The 17496-nt window shown below is 61.0% G+C and carries 18 protein-coding genes; 4 read left to right on the forward strand and 14 right to left on the reverse strand.

Going from position 1 to position 17496, the window contains the following annotated elements; all coding sequences use genetic code 11:
• Positions 1-81 precede the first annotated feature (81 nt).
• Positions 82-1347 carry an FAD-dependent oxidoreductase gene (locus AMA01_RS10240; protein ID WP_067850634.1) on the forward strand — a complete coding sequence of 422 codons (1266 nt, stop codon included), beginning with the start codon at positions 82-84 and terminating at the stop codon, positions 1345-1347.
• Positions 1348-1378: 31 nt separating this feature from the next.
• Here the strand turns inward: AMA01_RS10240 and AMA01_RS10245 are convergent, their stop codons facing one another.
• Positions 1379-2638, reverse strand: a complete 1260-nt coding sequence (locus AMA01_RS10245; RefSeq protein WP_067850636.1) for an NRAMP family divalent metal transporter — start codon at positions 2636-2638, stop codon at positions 1379-1381.
• Between the two features lie 146 nt (positions 2639-2784).
• Here AMA01_RS10245 and csaA point away from each other — a divergent pair, with 146 nt between their 5' ends.
• Positions 2785-3117: a chaperone CsaA gene (gene csaA, locus AMA01_RS10250; RefSeq protein WP_067850638.1), complete on the forward strand. Its 333-nt coding sequence runs from the start codon at positions 2785-2787 to the stop codon at positions 3115-3117.
• A gap of 9 nt (positions 3118-3126) precedes the next feature.
• On the opposite strand, the gene AMA01_RS10255 is transcribed toward csaA, so the two are convergent.
• Together AMA01_RS10255 and AMA01_RS10265 are read right to left on the reverse strand one after the other, a co-directional pair.
• Positions 3127-4083 (reverse strand): DUF2974 domain-containing protein, encoded by a 957-nt coding sequence (locus AMA01_RS10255; protein ID WP_067850640.1) that lies wholly within the window; start codon positions 4081-4083, stop codon positions 3127-3129.
• Between the two features lie 599 nt (positions 4084-4682).
• Complete coding sequence (locus tag AMA01_RS10265; RefSeq protein WP_067850643.1) at positions 4683-6050, reverse strand: UDP-N-acetylmuramoyl-tripeptide--D-alanyl-D-alanine ligase; 1368 nt, start codon at positions 6048-6050, stop codon at positions 4683-4685.
• A 49-nt stretch (positions 6051-6099) separates the two neighbouring features.
• Here AMA01_RS10265 and AMA01_RS10270 point away from each other — a divergent pair, with 49 nt between their 5' ends.
• The gene (locus AMA01_RS10270) at positions 6100-7251 is read left to right on the forward strand and encodes a D-alanine--D-alanine ligase (protein WP_156468445.1); all 1152 of its coding nucleotides are present in this window, start codon (positions 6100-6102) and stop codon (positions 7249-7251) included.
• Positions 7252-7306: 55 nt separating this feature from the next.
• Here AMA01_RS10270 and AMA01_RS10275 read toward each other — a convergent pair whose 3' ends face one another.
• The 7 genes from AMA01_RS10275 to surE form a co-directional block, all read right to left on the reverse strand.
• A complete protein-coding gene (locus AMA01_RS10275) occupies positions 7307-8062 on the reverse strand; it encodes a DnaD domain-containing protein (RefSeq protein ID WP_067850647.1) in 756 nt (251 codons plus the stop codon).
• Between the two features lie 20 nt (positions 8063-8082).
• The gene (asnS, locus tag AMA01_RS10280) at positions 8083-9378 is read right to left on the reverse strand and encodes an asparagine--tRNA ligase (RefSeq protein WP_067850649.1); all 1296 of its coding nucleotides are present in this window, start codon (positions 9376-9378) and stop codon (positions 8083-8085) included.
• A gap of 94 nt (positions 9379-9472) precedes the next feature.
• The gene (locus AMA01_RS10285) at positions 9473-10984 is read right to left on the reverse strand and encodes an AAA family ATPase (protein ID WP_067850651.1); all 1512 of its coding nucleotides are present in this window, start codon (positions 10982-10984) and stop codon (positions 9473-9475) included.
• On the reverse strand, positions 10981-11520 hold the full coding sequence (locus AMA01_RS10290) for a hypothetical protein (protein ID WP_067850653.1): 540 nt from the start codon (positions 11518-11520) through the stop codon (positions 10981-10983). Before AMA01_RS10290 ends, AMA01_RS10285 begins: the two co-directional genes overlap by 4 nt.
• Before the next feature lie 104 nt (positions 11521-11624).
• Positions 11625-12137, reverse strand: a complete 513-nt coding sequence (locus tag AMA01_RS10295) for a hypothetical protein (protein WP_067850655.1) — start codon at positions 12135-12137, stop codon at positions 11625-11627.
• Positions 12134-12313, reverse strand: a complete 180-nt coding sequence (locus tag AMA01_RS10300) for a YpmA family protein (protein WP_067850656.1) — start codon at positions 12311-12313, stop codon at positions 12134-12136. Before AMA01_RS10300 ends, AMA01_RS10295 begins: the two co-directional genes overlap by 4 nt.
• Positions 12314-12332: 19 nt before the next feature.
• Positions 12333-13085 carry a 5'/3'-nucleotidase SurE gene (gene surE / locus AMA01_RS10305; protein WP_230087905.1) on the reverse strand — a complete coding sequence of 251 codons (753 nt, stop codon included), beginning with the start codon at positions 13083-13085 and terminating at the stop codon, positions 12333-12335.
• Positions 13086-13174: 89 nt separating this feature from the next.
• Between surE and AMA01_RS13935 the strand changes: the two genes are divergently transcribed.
• Positions 13175-13342, forward strand: coding sequence for a hypothetical protein (locus AMA01_RS13935; RefSeq protein WP_195867396.1), 168 nt, complete (start codon positions 13175-13177; stop codon positions 13340-13342).
• Here the strand turns inward: AMA01_RS13935 and AMA01_RS10310 are convergent.
• Genes AMA01_RS10310 through ligD form a run of 4 tightly spaced genes read right to left on the reverse strand, consistent with a single transcriptional unit; the run spans position 13339 to position 17451 of the window.
• A complete protein-coding gene (locus AMA01_RS10310; RefSeq protein WP_067850660.1) occupies positions 13339-14655 on the reverse strand; it encodes an amidohydrolase in 1317 nt (438 codons plus the stop codon). The genes AMA01_RS13935 and AMA01_RS10310 overlap by 4 nt on opposite strands.
• A gap of 29 nt (positions 14656-14684) precedes the next feature.
• Positions 14685-15707, reverse strand: coding sequence for an S-methyl-5-thioribose-1-phosphate isomerase (mtnA, locus tag AMA01_RS10315; protein WP_067850662.1), 1023 nt, complete (start codon positions 15705-15707; stop codon positions 14685-14687).
• Positions 15704-16501 carry an S-methyl-5'-thioadenosine phosphorylase gene (mtnP, locus tag AMA01_RS10320; protein ID WP_067850664.1) on the reverse strand — a complete coding sequence of 266 codons (798 nt, stop codon included), beginning with the start codon at positions 16499-16501 and terminating at the stop codon, positions 15704-15706. Before mtnP ends, mtnA begins: the two co-directional genes overlap by 4 nt.
• Before the next feature lie 35 nt (positions 16502-16536).
• The gene (gene ligD / locus AMA01_RS10325) at positions 16537-17451 is read right to left on the reverse strand and encodes a non-homologous end-joining DNA ligase (RefSeq protein WP_067850666.1); all 915 of its coding nucleotides are present in this window, start codon (positions 17449-17451) and stop codon (positions 16537-16539) included.
• Positions 17452-17496 lie beyond the last annotated feature (45 nt).

A 17496-nucleotide genomic window follows, 5' to 3' on the forward strand; every position in this document is an offset into this window, starting at 1 on the left:
ACGACCGAATCTCCCATATTCGCGGCTCTGCCGATGTTGTATGATAGACATGCGCTGTGGCCAGGTCCGGGAGGTTGAAATGTGAGTCAACAGACGTTGCGATATGACGTGGTGGTGGTCGGCGGCGGGAGCGCTGGCGTGGCCGCTGCGGTAGGGGCGGCAAACGTTGGAGCAAAGACGCTCATCGTGGAGCGCAATCCGTATTTTGGCGGGGCGGCGACGCATGCCTCCGTCCTGACCATCTGCGGTTTATTCGCGCAGCGGGAGCCGCTCGAGGCCGTCGTCGGCGGCGTGGGCCAGCGGCTGCTTGAGAAGCTGGACGAGATCGGAAGGTACTATGGCCCACTCCGAAACCCGGGTTCAGGCAATGTGATTGTTCCGCTGGACGCAGAGGGAACCAAGTTTGCCCTCGATCAACTGATCCTCCAAGCCGGCGTCGATGCGAGACTGCACACGACGGTCATCGGCTGTGATGTGGAGCGCGAGCGCATCCGGGCCATTCACTGTTTCCATCACGGCGGCGTGTTCTCCATCGAAGCCGCCTCGTTCGTCGACGCGAGCGGCGAGGCGGATCTCGCCTTCATGAGCGGCAACGGCGTCCGCTACGGCGACGAAGAAGGCCGCGTGCAGGCGGGAACGTTGGTGATGCAGTTCGGCGGCGTATCCCCGGAGGTGCAGCTTCACCGTCACCAGTTCACGGCCGCCGTGTGGCAGGCCAAACGGCAGGGAGACACCGTGCTCACCAAGGACCGAGGCATGGTGGTGCGGCTGCCGGGATCGCAACACGTGCTCGCACTTTTCGCAGACGAGGCAGTCAACGGGCTGGATAGCGCCAGCCTCACACAGGCTGAGATGTCGGCGCGGCAGCAGGCGTGGGCGTACCTCGAAGCGTTCCGCCAACATGTTCCAGGTTTCAAAGACGCGTACCTCGTAGCAACCGGGCCCAGCATCGGCGTTCGCGAGACGCGCCACATTGATGGAGAGTATCGGCTTTCAGGGGAAGAAGTCCTGAACGCGGCCACGTTTCCGGACGCCATCGCGCGAGGCGGGTGGCCCGTCGAGGTGCACCAGCCAGGCGAACCGCCGCGCTATCAACACATCCTGGATCGCGCGTACTACGAGATCCCACTCCGGTCGTTGAAGGCGCGCGATCGCGCCAATCTTTGGTGCGCTGGTCGCGTGATCGACTGCGATCCGACGGCCTTCGCGTCGGCGCGCGTCATGGGAACCGCACTCGCCACGGGTCATGCTGCTGGCGTCGCCGCCGCGCTTCAGGCGTCGTACGGTGAAGCGCCATCGTCCGCGGCTGTGCGCGAAGAGTTGCAGCGGCAAGGCGCGATTGTATAATCCACGCCAAATGGGCGAAGGGCCTGCGCCGTCAGACGACGATCTGCAGGCCCATATATACGCCAAACGCCATTACGATGAAAGAGAGCCCAGTCACCACCCACCGGTACGCCCCGCGCATTCGATACTCGGGCGGAAGTGCGCGGCGCTCCAGCAGCAGCAGGAAACCGAGGACGATGGGCAGCAGGAGCGAGTTCATGACCTCGGTGTCGACCGAGAGCGTGATGAGATTCAGGCCGCTGAACACGAGGAGCGCCCCGCCGATGTGTGCCAAGCTGTACACGGTGTAGAACGCCTTCGCGTCCTTCCAACGGGTGTTCAGGCTATGGCGAATGCCCGTGACTTCGCCGATGCCCCACGCGCCCGCGAGTGACACGACAAGGGCCGCTACGAAGCTCGCACCGAGCATCCCAAGGCCAAAGATGACCTTGGCGGCGGCTGCACCGAGAAACGGCGTCAGGCCCTGCGCGATATCTCCCACCGTCTCGAGCGGCGCGTTGGGCCGCGTGCGACCCACGGTCGCCGCAATCATGATCACCACCGCGATCATGATCACTTGCGTCAGAATGGACCCGAGGAAGGTGTCCCAGCGGGCAAATCGAAGGTCGCGCAAGGTGAGCTTGCGATCCACCACCGCCGACTGCTGGTAGAAGATCATCCAGGGCATGATGACCGCGCCGACATTTGCCGCAAGCAAGTACACGTAGCTCGGATGATTGAGCGGTACCGTGGCGAGCCCCTGCACAAGCTGATGCCACGACGGATGCGCAAGCAGCGCACCTGGCACCAGGGCGAGTTCAAACAACCCCATGGCGATCCCGATCCGCTCCACGCGCTTGTAGCTCCCCGTCAGGGCCAAGGCAATCAAGAGAATCGTCGCTATCGAAACCGTGTAGTACGGCGAGATGCCAAACAACGCTCCCACGCCAGCGATGCCGGCAAATTCCGTCACCAGTGCTCCGATGGCTGACAAGAACAGTGTGGAAACGGACAGCCACGCCCATCCACGGCCAAAGTGACGGCGGATTAATTGTCCATGGCCCTGACCTGTCACGAGGCCAAGGCGCACTGTGATTTCCTGTACCAAATAGACAATCGGAATGAGGACCAGTTGAGGCAACACCATCGCATAACCCCAGACCGCCCCGGATTGCGCTGCCGTGATAATGCACCCCGCGTCGGTGTTGGCCAGCATCACAATGACACCTGGCCCCACCGTCGACAGAAGCCGCCACCAAACGCCTCGCGCTGTCCGAGGCGCCTCCGCCTGCATCACGTCCGTTTGTCCCATCAGGTCCATTCCTCTCGTTGCAAACACCATCTGGCCGCGGGTAGGATATGGGATAGACGGAGTTTGCCCAATCTCTTTTCTATCGTTAGTCTAACCTAACACGAAACTTGATTGCAACGGTCAACATTCGCTGGAGGGGTGCAGAAATGGCACAGATGGACGACTTTCAAAAACTCGACATACGTATTGGGACGGTCGTTCGAGCGGAACCGTTTCCTGAGGCGCGGAAACCGGCCATCAAACTGTGGATTGATTTTGGAGCGGATCTTGGAGTGCGTTCCTCCAGTGCGCAGATCACGCGGCGATACACGCCGGAACAGCTCGTTGGACGACAAGTCGTAGCGGTCACAAACTTTCCACCGCGTCGCATCGCCGGCTTCTCGTCCGAGGTGCTCGTTCTGGGGGCATTGCCCGAAGAAGGAGATGTTGTGCTTCTGAAACCGGATGTGCCGGTGCCGAACGGCACGCCTATCGGATGAAGGACATTCTCATGCCCGTCCGGAGCCGACGGCGGTCGACTCGACGCCGTCGGCATACGGATAAAAGTAATGGTAAAACTCGTACATCTGATGTTTGTCATAGACGGACGCATCCGGATTCGGATTCGGAACGTCGATGACGCTGCCCAGCGACGATCCATATCGGCTGAACACGTCTCCGTCGAAATGGTAATCCTTCACGAGCACGGATGGAGACGTGATGGACTGAAAGCCTGTGCCGATGGAGTTAAATACGACCACGCCAGAGATGACCCACGGACCAGGGGCGTTTCGCTCGTCGAGATACACGGACTGCGCGAGCCATCCTCCCATCGAATGGCCCGTTAGAACCGCGTGAATCGATGCCCCATGAACATTCGCCGATGCCTGGGTGCACGCCCGTTCGAAAAACGATTTCGCGGGTCCCAATTGGTCGATCATGTTGGGTACGCTCAGATAAATGCCCGCATCCGCGACCAGGTCCATCACGTTGTTGGTGGTGCCCCGGTAGGAGATGACGACGTCGCTTCCCTTCTGGTACGCGACAGCGTAAAAGCCTGCCTCCGCCTCCTGGTTGTCCACGGCGAGGACTCGCCACCCTTGCAAATCGGAAAAGAACTCCTTGACGGCCTGCGCGTACGGCACATGCCAATCCATACTGTCCACGCGATCAATTTCTGCAAGGAGGGCCTGCGGACCACGGTGAACCATGGCTTCCCGCTCCAATTGTCCGAATGATGCGCCCACTTCGCTCGCCCAATTGATGTAGGACATATCCGTCATCTTCATCAACACGCCGTCGTAGATGCCGTCCGTGACGTCGGAGTTCTCAGATGCCGACGCCGTCGGCTTCGATACAGGCGCGCGGACAATCGCATTCACGGTCAGAAATCGGAAGGGCACGACGAGCATCGCGGACGCGGCCGTAAAGGCGAAGAATCGCTTCCAAAAAGACGGCGAACGCATTCGCTGCGCCTCCTCCCTTCTCTGACGCCTGCAGTATATCATACCCGTCCTGCATAAAGGCTGTATCTTGCGCGCAAATCCCCTATATATTTGTTGCCACGATTCGACTCGGACAAACAAGAGGCGGTCGCGCCTTGAATCGGCCGCTCCCGCCTCGCATTCCCATTTCGCTCTGTCACGAATTGCATCTATAGGTGAAACTTACGCGATTTCGATAAAAGCCGATCGGTCAACAGCTGTGAATTCAAAAAGTCCCGCGGACTAATGGTCGGCGTTTGAATGGCATGATTGGAAGCGAACGTGAGAAATAACCGCTTTGGCTTGCCGTATTTCTCGATCACGCTCGCCTTCGTCATGCCGTGGCGCGTCATGCAATGCACGGACGTCAGTTCCTGCAACAGTTCGTTGCAGATCGGACAGGTGACCACGTGGCATTCCCCTTTCGCCGCCTAGCCGAGTTTCCGTTGCGACAGATGAGATCCCGCGGTGCGATTTACGAAGGTGCGATAGTTTTATTTTACTCGAAAATACTGACGAAGCTAGGCAAATCAGCGTAAAAATCTCGTAACGGCTCGGCGGCGAGGCGGGGATCCATCGGATCACCCGCCCGCGAGGACGTCCACGGCTCGATCCAGTTGAATGCCACGGGAAGCTTTGACGAGCACCACATCGCCCGCTTGGAGATAAGACCGAAGTGAGGCCAGGAGCTCATCCAAGTGACTGAAGTGGCGCACGTCTGGCACACCCGCCTCTTCGGCGGTACTTGCTATCTCTGAAGCCAGTTGACCCACGCAGAACAGGCGATCCACGCCGGCCGTGGCCGCCCGGCGCCCCACCTCCCGGTGGGCCTCAACCGACAACGCACCGAGTTCCAGCATGTCGCCGAGCACCGCCACTCGGTGTCCGCGCGGGGCGATGCGCTCCAGGACCTCCAGACTCGCAGCGACGGAAGAAGGACTTGCGTTGTATGCGTCGTCGATCACCGTCAGTTCGCCAGCGTTCACCAGGCGCAGGCGGCCTCGCTGCGCTTCCACGCGGCTCAGGCCCGCCTGAATGTCTTCGAAAGAGATTCCGAGCGCATGCCCGACCGAGACAGCGGCGAGTGCGTTCATGACATTGTGCTGGCCCAAGAGGCGAATGCGCAGCGCCGCGGATCCCTGTGGAGTGTCGACGTGGAACGACATGCCTTCCTGCGACCACGCTACCGACGTCGCGCGGATGTCACACCCGTCGCTCATCCCATACCACAGGATCCGCGCGGCCGTTCGATGCTGCAGCCGCCGAAGCCAGGGATCATCTCCATTGAGAATCGCTAGCCCGCTTGTCGGCAAGCTTGCGATAAGTTCGGTCTTCGCCATGGCGATGTTCTCTTGGCTTCCCAGCAATTCGATGTGGTTGTAGCCGATGTGGGTGATGACGCCGATGTTCGGGTGCGCGATGGAGCATAGCTCCTCAATTTGTCCCAAACCTCGCATCCCCATCTCAAGAACCATGGCACGATGCGAGGCATCCCGCTGTAGAATGGTGAGGGGTAAGCCCAATTCGTTGTTTTGATTCGCCGCGGTGTACACGCAGGGCCCCAGAGCGCCGAGGACGGCCGCAACCATCTCCTTGGTGGTCGTCTTGCCGTTCGACCCGGTGATTCCCACCACGGGACCGTCAAATTGGTCGCGCTCCCATCGGGCGAGAGCCTGCACGGCCTCCAGGGCGTTGTGTACCCGAACGCACGGCCCAAGCGCCGTCTTGACGTCGTTGGTGACGACGGCTACACTGGCTCCGCGGCGAAACGCTTCATCGACAAACTGATGTCCGTCGGCGCGCTGCCCCACAAACGCGACGAACGCGTGGCCCGGCTGAACGTGTCGATGATCAATGGCCACGCCCGTGACGGTGACGTCAGGGGCTTCGTCCACCAGGGGGATGCCGCCCACCGCGCGCACGAAGTTCGCAAACGACATGGGTGTCATATGGGTCCTTTCCCCTCTACGCACGTTTTTGAAAAGGAGATGTGTGTCTGTGTCCACTCGAAAGCTGAGGATCGGCGTCATCTTTGGTGGAAAATCCGGCGAACACGAAGTGTCTCTCCAGTCAGCCAGGTCGGTGATGGATGCGCTTGATCCTCTCCACTATACCACGATACCGATTGGGATTTCGAAGGACGGGCGTTGGCACGTCGGCAAAGGCGCGTGGAAGGCGCTCGAGGCGAAGCAACCTGCCGCATTGCCGAGCAAAAGCGCCGAGAGCACACCTTCTTCCGCGAAACGGTTCATCAACTCACAAATTCAAGGGTTGTCTCCCGTCGAAGCCAAGCGCTCGCCCGATTGGTTGCCTCCGGCGCTCGTGAACGAAGTCGACGTTGTCTTTCCGGTGCTCCACGGGACCTTCGGCGAAGACGGCACCATTCAGGGCCTGCTGGAGATGGCGGGTGTCCCCTACGTGGGAGCTGGCGTGCTTGCATCGGCCTTGGGCATGGATAAAGTCGCGATGAAACAGTTGTTTTCGGCGGTCGGCATCCCGCAGGCGCGTTGGGTGGGATTCACACGCGCTTCCTGGTCACAGGATGAAGGGCGGATTGTGCGAGAGATTGAGGAACAACTCGGGTACCCGTGTTTTGTCAAGCCAGCCAATCTCGGTTCAAGCGTCGGAATCTCCAAAGCGCGAAACCAGCGCGAACTGATCGAAGCCGTGCGCCTCGCTCTGTCCTATGACCGGCGCGTGATCGTCGAAGAGGCCATTGACGCCCGCGAAATTGAAATTGGCGTCCTCGGCAATGACGCTCCGATTGCATCGGTGGCTGGCGAGATCGTTCCAAAGCACGAATTTTACGATTACGAAGCGAAATACAAAGATGGCGGTGCGGAACTGCGCATCCCCGCAGACCTCTCGCCTGAAGAGCGAAAGGCCGTGGAATCGTACGCCATCCGGGCTTTCCAGGCCATCGACTGCGCGGGACTCGCCCGGGTGGACTTTTTCCTGGAGCGAGGAACCGGCCGCGTGCTGGTCAACGAGATCAACACGATGCCTGGTTTCACGCGTTTCAGCATGTATCCGAAACTCTGGGAGGCCTCTGGCTTGGCCTATGATAAGCTGCTTGACCGGCTCATTGAGTTGGCGCTCGAGCGGCACGCGGAACGCAGTCAGCTTCTGCGGTCATACGACAAGGCGTAAAGCGGCGCGGCCGGTACCCCGAGCCGCGCGCTCCTCCGTCGAAGGGTCTCAATCGTCAATCGGGAAAAAGTTCATAAAAGCTCGCGTATCGCTCGTCGCGGGCGGATTCTCGGGCACCTGTGCGCGGAGGCGAGGGCCGCGATCTCGGCTTCGTCGGCCCTGCCTGTGCGTCTCCGCGCACCTGACTCTGGCGTTCTCGGTATTGCACCCGATACTGTTCGAGGTCCTGCCTCGAGCGAACATTGTTCTTTTGCCACGTGTAGAGGACGCGATCGATGTAGCGAAAGCTGTATTTGTTGGCGAGCACGCTTTCCTTCAACGCTTCCACCACGAGCCACTCGGGATAGCCGTGTTCGCCGAGCCAAGCCCTGAGCTGATCACACTCCAGGGACGAAAGCGGGCGACCAAACTCTTCCTCGAACAGGCTGACGAGGTCCTGCCCGGAAGGCTGAGGCTGGATCGTCCTCTGGCGCCCCTTCAACTTGTCCCACAGCGGCTGAAGATCGAAATAGGTCACGTGCGCCCCTTGATCGTCGTACCGCTCGCCGATGGCGAGGAACCCCTCCGTCACGAGGCGCTCCACACATGCCATGACCTCCTTGCTCGACATGCCGCAGCGCTCGCCGAGCTCATGCGGAGACAGTTCTGTCGTCCCCTCGGTCTGTCCGCTCGCGAGGATCTGCAGGAGCACAACGAGCTCGTGCGGATGCAGGCCGAGCTGAGCGAATCGACGCAACAGTTCGCGCGGCACGGCGACGAATGGAGCGCTGAGATAGTCACTGTTGCCGCCTTGCCGGCCCGAAGGTTCCATTCGCTCGCCTCCCCGTGCGCTCATGGCGCCATTCGATAGAGCATGCGAGGAAACAGAGTCGCTTCTCGGACGTGATCGAGCCCACAGATCCATGCGATAGTCCTTTCCAGGCCGAGGCCGAACCCGGAGTGCGGCACAGAACCATAGCGCCGCAAATCGAGATACCAGCCGTAGGTCTCCTCCGGCAGCCGATGTTCCTCGAAACGGGCTTTCAGAAGTTCGTAGTCATGAATGCGCTGGCTGCCCCCGATGATTTCGCCGTAGCCTTCCGGCGCCAACATGTCGGCGCACAACACCACCTCTGGGCGATCCGGGTCCGGCTGCATGTAGAACGCCTTGAGCTTCGTGGGATACCGCTCAATGAACACCGGAGTATCGAACTGCTCCGCAAGCGCCGTCTCGTGCGGTGCGCCGAAGTCGTCTCCCCAGGCGATGTCGAATCCATGATGGCGCAACCAGCCAATCGCGTCGTCATACGAGAGGCGAGCAAAGGGAGCGCGGACCCGCTCCAGCCGCGCAATGTCTCGGCCCAGCAGCTCAAGCTCGGGTGCGCAGCGGTCGATCACCGAGTGCACCACGTGCTCGACCAGCGCCTCCTGCACGCGCAAGTTCTCCTCGTGCTCGACAAAGGCCATCTCAGGCTCCACCATCCAAAACTCAATGAGATGGCGCCTCGTCTTGGATTTTTCTGCCCGGAAACACGGGCCAAAGCAGTACACTTTCCCGAGCGCCATGGCCGCGGCCTCCATGTACAACTGGCCGCTCTGCGTCAAATATGCCGTGTCGTCGAAGTAGCGCGTCTCAAACAGCTCGGTCGTGTCCTCGCATGAGGCCGGCGTCAGGATGGGCGCGTCCACGCGCGTAAACCCGTTGTTGTCCAAAAAGGCCTGGATGGCGCGCTCGATCTCGGCGCGAATGCGGAGAATCGCCCGCTGCCGCGGCACGCGGATCCATAGATGGCGATGGTCGAGAAGGAAGTCGATCCCGTGCTCCTTCAACGCGATGGGATACTCGTGCGCCAGGTGGACAGGCTCAATGCGCCGCACGTCGATTTCGTAACCGCCCGGGGCACGCGCATCCTGACGCACCGTTCCCTCCACCACCAAGGAAGATTCCTGCGTCAGCGCGTCGCTTGCCGCAAACGTATCCTCCGCTACATTTGCCTTCACCACGACGCACTGAACCAAGCCTGTGCCGTCGCGCACCTGAAGGAAGTGAATTTTGCCGCTTGAACGCTTGTTGTAGAGCCATCCCCGCAGCCGCACGTCCTGACCGACGTGGTCGGCGAGTTGGCGAACCGTGGACCATTCAGCCACGCCGTCTCCCCCCATATACGTACCAAACGCGATACGCACCGATTATAGCAAAAACGCGCAGGGGCTTGGCTTCCCCTGCGCAGACAACGAGATCTCACTCACCAGCGGTCGTCATGGCAGACGCGAGCTCGGCCTGCGCGAGCCCGTCCAGCCACCGGCGGAATTCTGCCCCATCCACGCTTTCTTCGCGCACGACTTGTTCCGCCAGTCGAGCGATCTCGCCATGATACGGGCGCAAAACCTCTCTCGTCGCCCGCTCGCGCTCGGCCAGGATGAAGCGCACTTCCCGCTCGAGAAGCCGCTCCGGCAGGTGCTCTTCATCCACGATGCCGAGCCTCGACAACCCGCACCTCACCATGGTCCGCGCCAACTGAGACGCCTGCTGAAAATCATTCTGAGCGCCCGTGCTCCGGTTGCCGTACTGGAGTTCCTCGGCCAGACATCCGGCCAGGGCGATATCAATCTGCTGTTCCAACTGCTCTTTCGTATAGAGATACTGGTCGTCGTCTGGAATTTGCCGGACAAAACCGAGTGCGCGGCCTCGAGGCGCAATCGTGATGTGAGACACTGCTCCAGGCCTCCGAAGCTCGGTCACGATAGCGTGTCCAATTTCATGGACCGCCACGCGCTCGAGCTCCTCGTCGGTCGGACGTCGGCCTGTCTTTTCACCCATCAGGACCTTATCGACGGCATCCCGAAACATCTCCTGACGAATCACCGACTCGCCTTTGCGGAGCGCCATGATGGCCGCTTCGTTGACGACAGCTTCAAGTTGCGCGCCGGAAAACCCAAAGGTTTCTCGGGCGATGTGCTCGAGGTCCACGTCTGGTGCGAGGGGTTTGTTTTTCGTCTGGATTCGAAGGATATGCAGACGCCCCTCTTTGTCCGGCAGGTCGACCCGAATCTGCCGATCAAACCGACCCGGTCTGAGCAACGCCGGATCGAGCATATCAGGGCGATTGGTGGCGGCCATCACGAGTACGAACGGGTGTTGCGACGTGTTCATTCCGTCCATCTCAGTCAGAAGTTGATTGAGCGTCTGGTCATATTCCTGATGGCTGTGCTGACCGCGTCGCCCACCCACGACGTCGATCTCGTCCAGGAAGATGATGGCGCTGTCTTTGTTTTCTCGCTTCGCCAGCGCCCGGGCTCGACGAAACAGGTCGCGCACGCGGCTCGCCCCCACGCCCACGTACATCTCGACAAATTCGGAGCCGGAGGCGGACAGGAACACGGAGTCCGTGTAGGTTGCAGCAGCTTTCGCCATCAAGGTCTTGCCAGTTCCGGGAGGTCCAGTGAGCAGGATGCCTTTGATGGGTCGAATGCCGAGCTCCGCGATGCGGTCGCGATATCGCAAAAAGTCAAGCGCCTCCATCAGTTCCCGCTTGGCGGACTCCTGTCCCCCAATCTCGTCAAACGACAGGTTGGGACGCACCGCCACATCTCGGCCTGCCGGAGACTGAGCGTTCCGCCTATCCAAGACCACCCACAACATCGCTCCCAACCCGGCGAGGAAGAGGACCGGGATGATCTGAATCACGTGTAGCATGCCCAAGAATGCTAGCACAGCAATCCCGGTTCCGATGAGCCATTCGCGCATGGTCATGCCGTCGCACCTCCCGCGCGCGACGCGTAAGGAATCACGCGATACAAATAGTAAGGGCCTTTTTGCAACTGGAGGTAGATGAACGAATTGTCCATCGTCAACCGATAGGCCACGTGGTTCGACTTCGCCAAGCGCGCTACGTCGGACGCCATTTGCGTGTAGTCCTCTTTGGCAATGCCCTGTTGGATATAGAGCTCAAAGGCGCCTTCGAAAAGCTGCGTCAAGGGCCCCTCGTGCGCATCGCCAATGCGAACACTGACGTTCGTGCCCAGTTTGTGCTCTATCTCGTCGGATATGGCGTCGTACGTCATCTGGAGATCTCCGTCTTTCAGCGTTTGAAAGGGCCCCAGTTGAATGACCACCACATCCGGGCTTCCCGTCGTGATATCGACCTTTTCCACACCGGCGACCGACTGCAGGCTTTGTTTGAGCGGGTTCAGCAAGTTATAGTGTTGATAGGCCTGCCAGCCGCCGATGAGAAGCGCGAGCATCAGGAGTGCCGTCACGAAAATCGGCACAATGCGGATGCGAGACAAAGACCTCGCCCCCTTCTATCGCTGGTCTGTGCGGCTCTTGAGACCAGTATAGCATGCTGTCGAACATGTGTTCAGCCGCACTTGTTTCCCGCGCTTCCAGCTGTTCAAGAACGCACGAGCGAGTACTGCCACAAAAGTCGTCCAGTCGTCGCATCGAAATACAAAAAGGTCAGGTGCCCCTGCGAGCGACCCATGACCTCATACACGGCGGTCCCCGATTTCGCCCAAGTCGGAGCACTTGGATTGCTCGCGACGTAGCCGAGCGAAATGGACTGCACAACGAGTCCGCGCGCAGCGGCGAGCCTTTTCACCGCAGCGTCGGACAATACAGCGCTCGAAGGCAACGTGAATGCCCTACCCATGGACGGCACATAGAAGGCATACCAAGTACGACCAAACCCGTCCTGCCCCTGAAACACGTCCTCGACCCCTGCCGCGGTAAACACGCTGTACGACTTCAACCGGTCGAGCGGCGTGTGGTCCAAAACGTAGGCCGCCGCCTTTTCTTCGGCAGCCCAGTAGGGGCTCAGCAAGTTCCAAAAGTAGGTGAGAACGCCGATGCCGATCACGGCCACCGCGATCGGCACCAACATCCACAAGGCCCTTCGTTTCGTCATGCTTCATCCGTCCGGTAGATGGTAATTTGAACTTTGTCGGGGTGCTGTTCAGACTTGGCCATCCCGAAGATGACGTCCTTGTCTTTGAGGTTTCGATTCAAGAAGTCGATGACTCGATACAGATCTTCGGAGTTGGAACACACCATCGTCGCGTAGACGCTCCACTTAGGATCCAAACCATTCCACCCGCCGTCATCAGCTAGATATCATGTCTCGCAAGAACTGGTCGTTCGTGAAGTGATATCGCAAAGGCGTTAAGCTAATCTTCCCTGACCGCACCACGCCGATGTCCAAGAGACCTTCGCCGACCTCGTCGATGATATCTCCACCATAACGATACACCTCGTGCCCTTCCACGTCGAGTTCGCGCGAAAAAATGTCGTGGTACCTGCGCACACCCAGGTCACACCACACGATGTCCGCCCGAGTCCAGATTTTCTGGCCAACAAAGGGAATATTGGCACTGAGGAAGGTGTCGGCCGGTAGAGCGAGATCGATGGCGAGTTCGATGAGCAGCCGAGAAGCTGCCTGCGCGGCGGCGAAGTCAAACGGCGGTCCAACGTGGGACAGGGCGAGGGCCTTCACGCCCTGTAGAGCCGCCTCGCCCGCAATGGCGACGGTCCCGGAATACAGCACGTCCGTCGCGAGATTCGCTCCGGCATTGATGCCTGACAGCACGAGATCGAACGGACGCTCGGCGTGCAGAACGGCGAGCGCCCATTTGCAACAGTCCACAGGCGTTCCAGACAACGCGAACGCATCGGCCGCCCCCGGAACCTCGCGCCGTTCGACCCGAATCGTGCGGTGCAGACTGATGCCGTGACTCGAAGCGCTGCGCTGCCTGTCCGGGGCCGCCACGACCACGTCTCCAAAGCTAGATGCGACTTCCACCAATGCGAACAAGCCCGCGGCCTGGATGCTATCGTCGTTGCAGATCAAAATGCGCATGACGACGTTCTCCTCTCTCATCACCTCACGCCTCATACGACCGCGGCGCGCCGCTCATACTTAGAAGTACGATACCGGGAGGTGGGCATATGACTGAACGTGAAGAGGCGCTTCTCCATTGGACCAACCGCGCATCGTCGCGTGAAGACGTCCGCCGCTTCGTGTTTGAGGCGTACATGGATATCGCGCTCGCCGACATGTTGGACGCGGAGACACGTTTGGAATCCGAAGCCGACGTGCAAATGGAACGCGATTAGCCGCGCGTCAGCAGGTCCTTGAGGCGCCGTGCCTCGAAGCGGATGCGCTCCGCATCGAGCGCCGTGGGTTCACGGTTTTGCAGAACCCACTCGCCCGCAACTATCACGTCAAGGACGTCGTCGGCTCCCGCCGCGTATACCAGATCTGACAGCAGATCGTGGGACGGCGTGAAATGCGGCGAGTGCGCGTCCAGCAAGACCATGTCACAAGGCGCGCCGGGACGCAGCGTGCCGTGGTTTTCCGGCAGGAAGATGGCGCGAGCACCGAGTTCCGTGGCGAGCGCGAACGCGGTGGCGGCATCGACGGTCGTCGCGTCCTCGCGCACGCCCTTGTGCAGCGTCGCCGCGAGGCGCATTTCTTCGAACATATCCAAGTTGTTGTTGCTCGCCGCGCCATCGGTGCCAAGGCCCACCGTGACGCCGCGATCGAGCATGTCGGGGAGCGGCATGATGCCAGAACCCAGCTTCAGGTTGCTCTGTGGATTGTGGGCCACGCGGACGTCGTGGGTGCGCAAGATTTCAATGTCGTTCTGCGTGGCGTGCACGCAGTGCGCGGCGAGCGTGGGCAGGTTCAACAGGCCGGCCCGCTCCGCCAATCCAATCGGCGTGAGTCCCTCCTGGGAGAGAAATTGATCCACCTCACCTCGGGTCTCGCTCAGGTGGATCTGGATGCCGACGCCAAGCTCAGCGGCGAGATCGGCGACTTGCGTTAAGAACGGTTCCGGACAGGTATACGGCGCGTGCGGTCCAAGCGCCACCTGAATCCGACCGTCCCCCTTCCCATGCCATGCCTGCACAAACGCGCGGCTTGCCTCGAGCTTTTCGGCCTGCACATCCGCCTCCGTCGCGGCAAGGCCGATGGACAAAAGCGCCCGCATGCCCGACTCCGCCGCCGCTTCCGCGGCGTGATCCATCATCATGTACATGTCGGCATAGGCAGTGGTACCCGACAAGAGCATCTCCCAGCACGCGAGCTGTGTGCCCCAGTATACGCACTCGGCCGTGAGACGCGCCTCAATGGGGAAAATTCGCTCGGTAAGCCACGTCATGAGCGGCAGGTCGTCTCCCACGCCGCGAAGCAGCGTCATCGCCGCGTGGCCGTGTGCATTCACGAGGCCCGGAATGGCGATTCTGTCCCGCTTGCGCCACCTCCGCACCACCACTTCGCCGGGCTCCGGTTCATAATCGCCCTCCCCATGCCGGACGATGTGGCTCCCTTCGATCACGAAGTACGCGGGACCCGCATAGAACGTGTGTCGATCCACGACGGCACCGCCCACCTCGAGTACGGTGACGGATCGTTCATGTGCCATTCGCCTTCATCCTTCCGAATTCGTCTTCGTCAACGCGTGCCACACAACCGTATCAGCGACACTTCAAACGGTGGCACCGCAACGCCGCGCTCCGTGACGATGGCCGTGATGAGGTGATGCGGCGTGACATCAAACGCCAGGTGTCTCGCCGAAGCGCCTTCGGGCGCAATGGGCCTCCCCATCCAATGCGTGACCTCAGTTGCACTTCGTTCTTCAATCGGAATGTCATCGCCGGAGGGTGTCGACAGATCGATGGTTGTCGTCGGCGCCGCCACGTAGAACGGAATCCCGTGATGCGAGGCCAGGACCGCGAGAGAATAGGTGCCGATTTTGTTCGCCGTATCTCCGTTTCGAGCGATTCGGTCCGCGCCGACGATCACGGCGTCGATCCAGCCGAGCTTCATGGCAAATCCAGCGGTGGAATCCGTGATGATGTCGAATGGCATGCCCTCTTCCTGCAGTTCGTACGCCGTGAGGCGCGCACCCTGCAGGTACGGACGCGTCTCGTCCACGTACACGTGTTCCAGCGTCCCCGCTTCATGCATGGCCCGAAGGATGCCGAGAGCAGTTCCGTATTCCACGGTCGCGAGCGAACCCGTGTTGCAGTGCGTCAACACGCGCCCCCCGTGCTTGGCGATCCATTGCGCGCCGATCTCGCCGATGCGGCGATTCGTCTCGATGTCGCGCTCCGCGATGGCGACGGCGCGCTGGTACAGCGCATCCGCCTCCCATCCCGGCGGCGCCTCCTCGAGCGCCGCCATCACCTCGTCGACGGCCTGCATCAGGTTGACAGCAGTCGGGCGAGCGGTCTTCATCCACGCCGCAACTTCTGGCAGCCGGGATCGCGCATCAGTCGGCTCGAGCCGCCTGGCCTCGAGCGCAAGGCCGAATGCGGCCGCGGCGCCGATGGCCGGCGCCCCTCTCACCTGCATCGACCGAATGGCATGATACACGTCCTCAGCCGTGCGGCATGTCAACCAGACCGTCTCATGAGGGAGCCTCGTTTGGTCGAGCAACTCCAGCCTATCCGGCTGATATCGGATAGCCCTCACGCTTCGCTCTCCCCCACAAGCGGCACCTGGCCGCCCACCGCCGAACCGCATGCACAATCCCGCACAGCCTTATCGCGCGCGATATACGCGAAAAACAGGCGCCGGATGTCCGCCACGTTCTCCCGCATCGCCTCGAGGACCTCCTCGTGGGACAGCGGCTTCGCCGCCATGCCAGCCGCCCAGTTGGTGACCATGCACACCGTCGCGTAGCACAGTTCAGCTTCCTTTGCCAGCGCGGCCTCCGGCATGCTGGTCATGCCCACCAAGTCGCCGCCGAGGCGCGCGAACAACGCGATTTCAGCCTTCGACTCGAACCTGGGCCCTTCCGCGCAGACGTAAACGCCGCCGTGATGCACGCGAAGGCCGAGATCGCGCGCCGTCTCGACCAGGCCTTTCCGCACGCGCGCGCAATAAGGGTCGGAAAAGTCGATGTGCACAACTGGTCCCTGCTCGAAAAACGTGGAAGGACGTCCCTTGGTCCAGTCGATCACGTCGTCAATCACGACGAGATCGCCGGGGCGAAACAGGCGGTTGAGCGAGCCAACGGCCGCTGTCGCCAAAACCGTTTCGACGCCGAGTTGCTTCAAGGCCCAAATGTTGGCCCGATAATTTACGCGGTGCGGGGGCACGCTGTGGCCACTTCCATGGCGAGGGAGGAACGCCACCTCCTTGCCTTCGTAGGTTCCGAGTGTCACTTCGACCTCCCCGTACGGGGTATGTACTCGTTCGCGCGTGGCCCCAGGCAGATCTCCGGGCTGATAGACGCCTGTGCCGCCGATGATGCCGTAACGCATGACGACTTCCTCCACTCTTCGGGTCTTGTCCTCGATTATACTGGACGGACGCGTGTTTGTCGCCAACGCGGGGGAAGCGTATCGTGAATCGCCTGCACGCGCGACGACGGGTGGCGTGCGGCGATGGCCATCAAGTCGCCCATCCGGGCCAATCGGTCGGGCACCGCATGCAGTGGAAAATGGTCTGGCCTCACGCCTGCCTCGAGTTCGGACCAGGTGACGGGAACGGACACCAGTGCGTTCTCGACAGCGCGCGCGCTGTAGGCCGCGATCAGCGTGCGCGTTGGCCCGTGCTGAGGTGCGTCCACGTATACGCGGCGACCGCGATGGCGAACGAGCCGTTCGGTGGTGGCGAGGTTCGGCCAACGCGATGCACAGTAAGCCGCGATAAAGCTCACGACCGGCCGCGTCACGGCATATGGGAGTGGATGCGCCAGCGGGACGAACACTTGCAGGCCAGATGCGCCCGTGGTCTTGGGGAGGCCGTCGAGCTCGAGCCCACGAAGCACGTCTCGCAGTCGTAGTGCAAGTTCGCGCACGCGCTCGAAGTCGCCCGGGTCGGAAGGATCGAGATCGAACGTCAGCGCGGTGGGACACCCGGCTTGAGGGCCCTCAAGAAGGTGCAGGCCGGCATGAAACTCGACGGCACCCAAGTTTCCGTAGTACAGGAGCGTATCGACGTCGGATATGGAAATGAGTGGGCGTTCACCCTCTTCACGAAATCGGCGCGGCAGGCTCGTCGGAGCGTGTGGCGGAAGATGGCGCTGATAGAATCGTCGGCCCATCACCCCGCCGGGGCATCGAACCAACGTGATGGGCCGATTGCGAAGGTGCCGGACCAAGTGTTCGCCGATTTGGGCAAGATAGGTGAGGTAGTCGCGTTTGGACAGGCCTGGAGCCGGAAAGTAGACCTTGTCACCATGCGTGAGCTTCGCCGCGGGACGCTTCATTCATGTCACCTCACGACTAGCTTGCGCAGCGGCATCTGTTGTCAT

It is taken from the genome of Alicyclobacillus mali NBRC 102425, from assembly GCF_001570745.1.
Taxonomy (GTDB): Bacteria; Bacillota; Bacilli; order Alicyclobacillales; family Alicyclobacillaceae; genus Alicyclobacillus; species Alicyclobacillus mali.

Excerpts from the sequence above, each read along its gene's own strand:
- AMA01_RS10245 (WP_067850636.1), bottom strand. The coding sequence starts at position 2,638 with ATGGGACAAACGGACGTGATGCAGGCGGAGGCGCCTCGGACAGCGCGA.
- ligD (WP_067850666.1), bottom strand. The coding sequence starts at position 17,451 with ATGAAGCGTCCCGCGGCGAAGCTCACGCATGGTGACAAGGTCTACTTT.
- AMA01_RS10310 (WP_067850660.1), bottom strand. The coding sequence starts at position 14,655 with ATGGCACATGAACGATCCGTCACCGTACTCGAGGTGGGCGGTGCCGTC.
- AMA01_RS10255 (WP_067850640.1), bottom strand. The coding sequence starts at position 4,083 with ATGCGTTCGCCGTCTTTTTGGAAGCGATTCTTCGCCTTTACGGCCGCG.
- surE (WP_230087905.1), bottom strand. The coding sequence starts at position 13,085 with ATGCGCATTTTGATCTGCAACGACGATAGCATCCAGGCCGCGGGCTTG.
- mtnP (WP_067850664.1), bottom strand. The coding sequence starts at position 16,501 with ATGCGTTACGGCATCATCGGCGGCACAGGCGTCTATCAGCCCGGAGAT.
- AMA01_RS10285 (WP_067850651.1), bottom strand. The coding sequence starts at position 10,984 with ATGACCATGCGCGAATGGCTCATCGGAACCGGGATTGCTGTGCTAGCA.
- AMA01_RS13935 (WP_195867396.1), top strand. The coding sequence starts at position 13,175 with ATGACTGAACGTGAAGAGGCGCTTCTCCATTGGACCAACCGCGCATCG.
- AMA01_RS10265 (WP_067850643.1), bottom strand. The coding sequence starts at position 6,050 with ATGACACCCATGTCGTTTGCGAACTTCGTGCGCGCGGTGGGCGGCATC.
- csaA (WP_067850638.1), top strand. The coding sequence starts at position 2,785 with ATGGCACAGATGGACGACTTTCAAAAACTCGACATACGTATTGGGACG.
- AMA01_RS10295 (WP_067850655.1), bottom strand. The coding sequence starts at position 12,137 with ATGACGAAACGAAGGGCCTTGTGGATGTTGGTGCCGATCGCGGTGGCC.
- AMA01_RS10275 (WP_067850647.1), bottom strand. The coding sequence starts at position 8,062 with ATGGAACCTTCGGGCCGGCAAGGCGGCAACAGTGACTATCTCAGCGCT.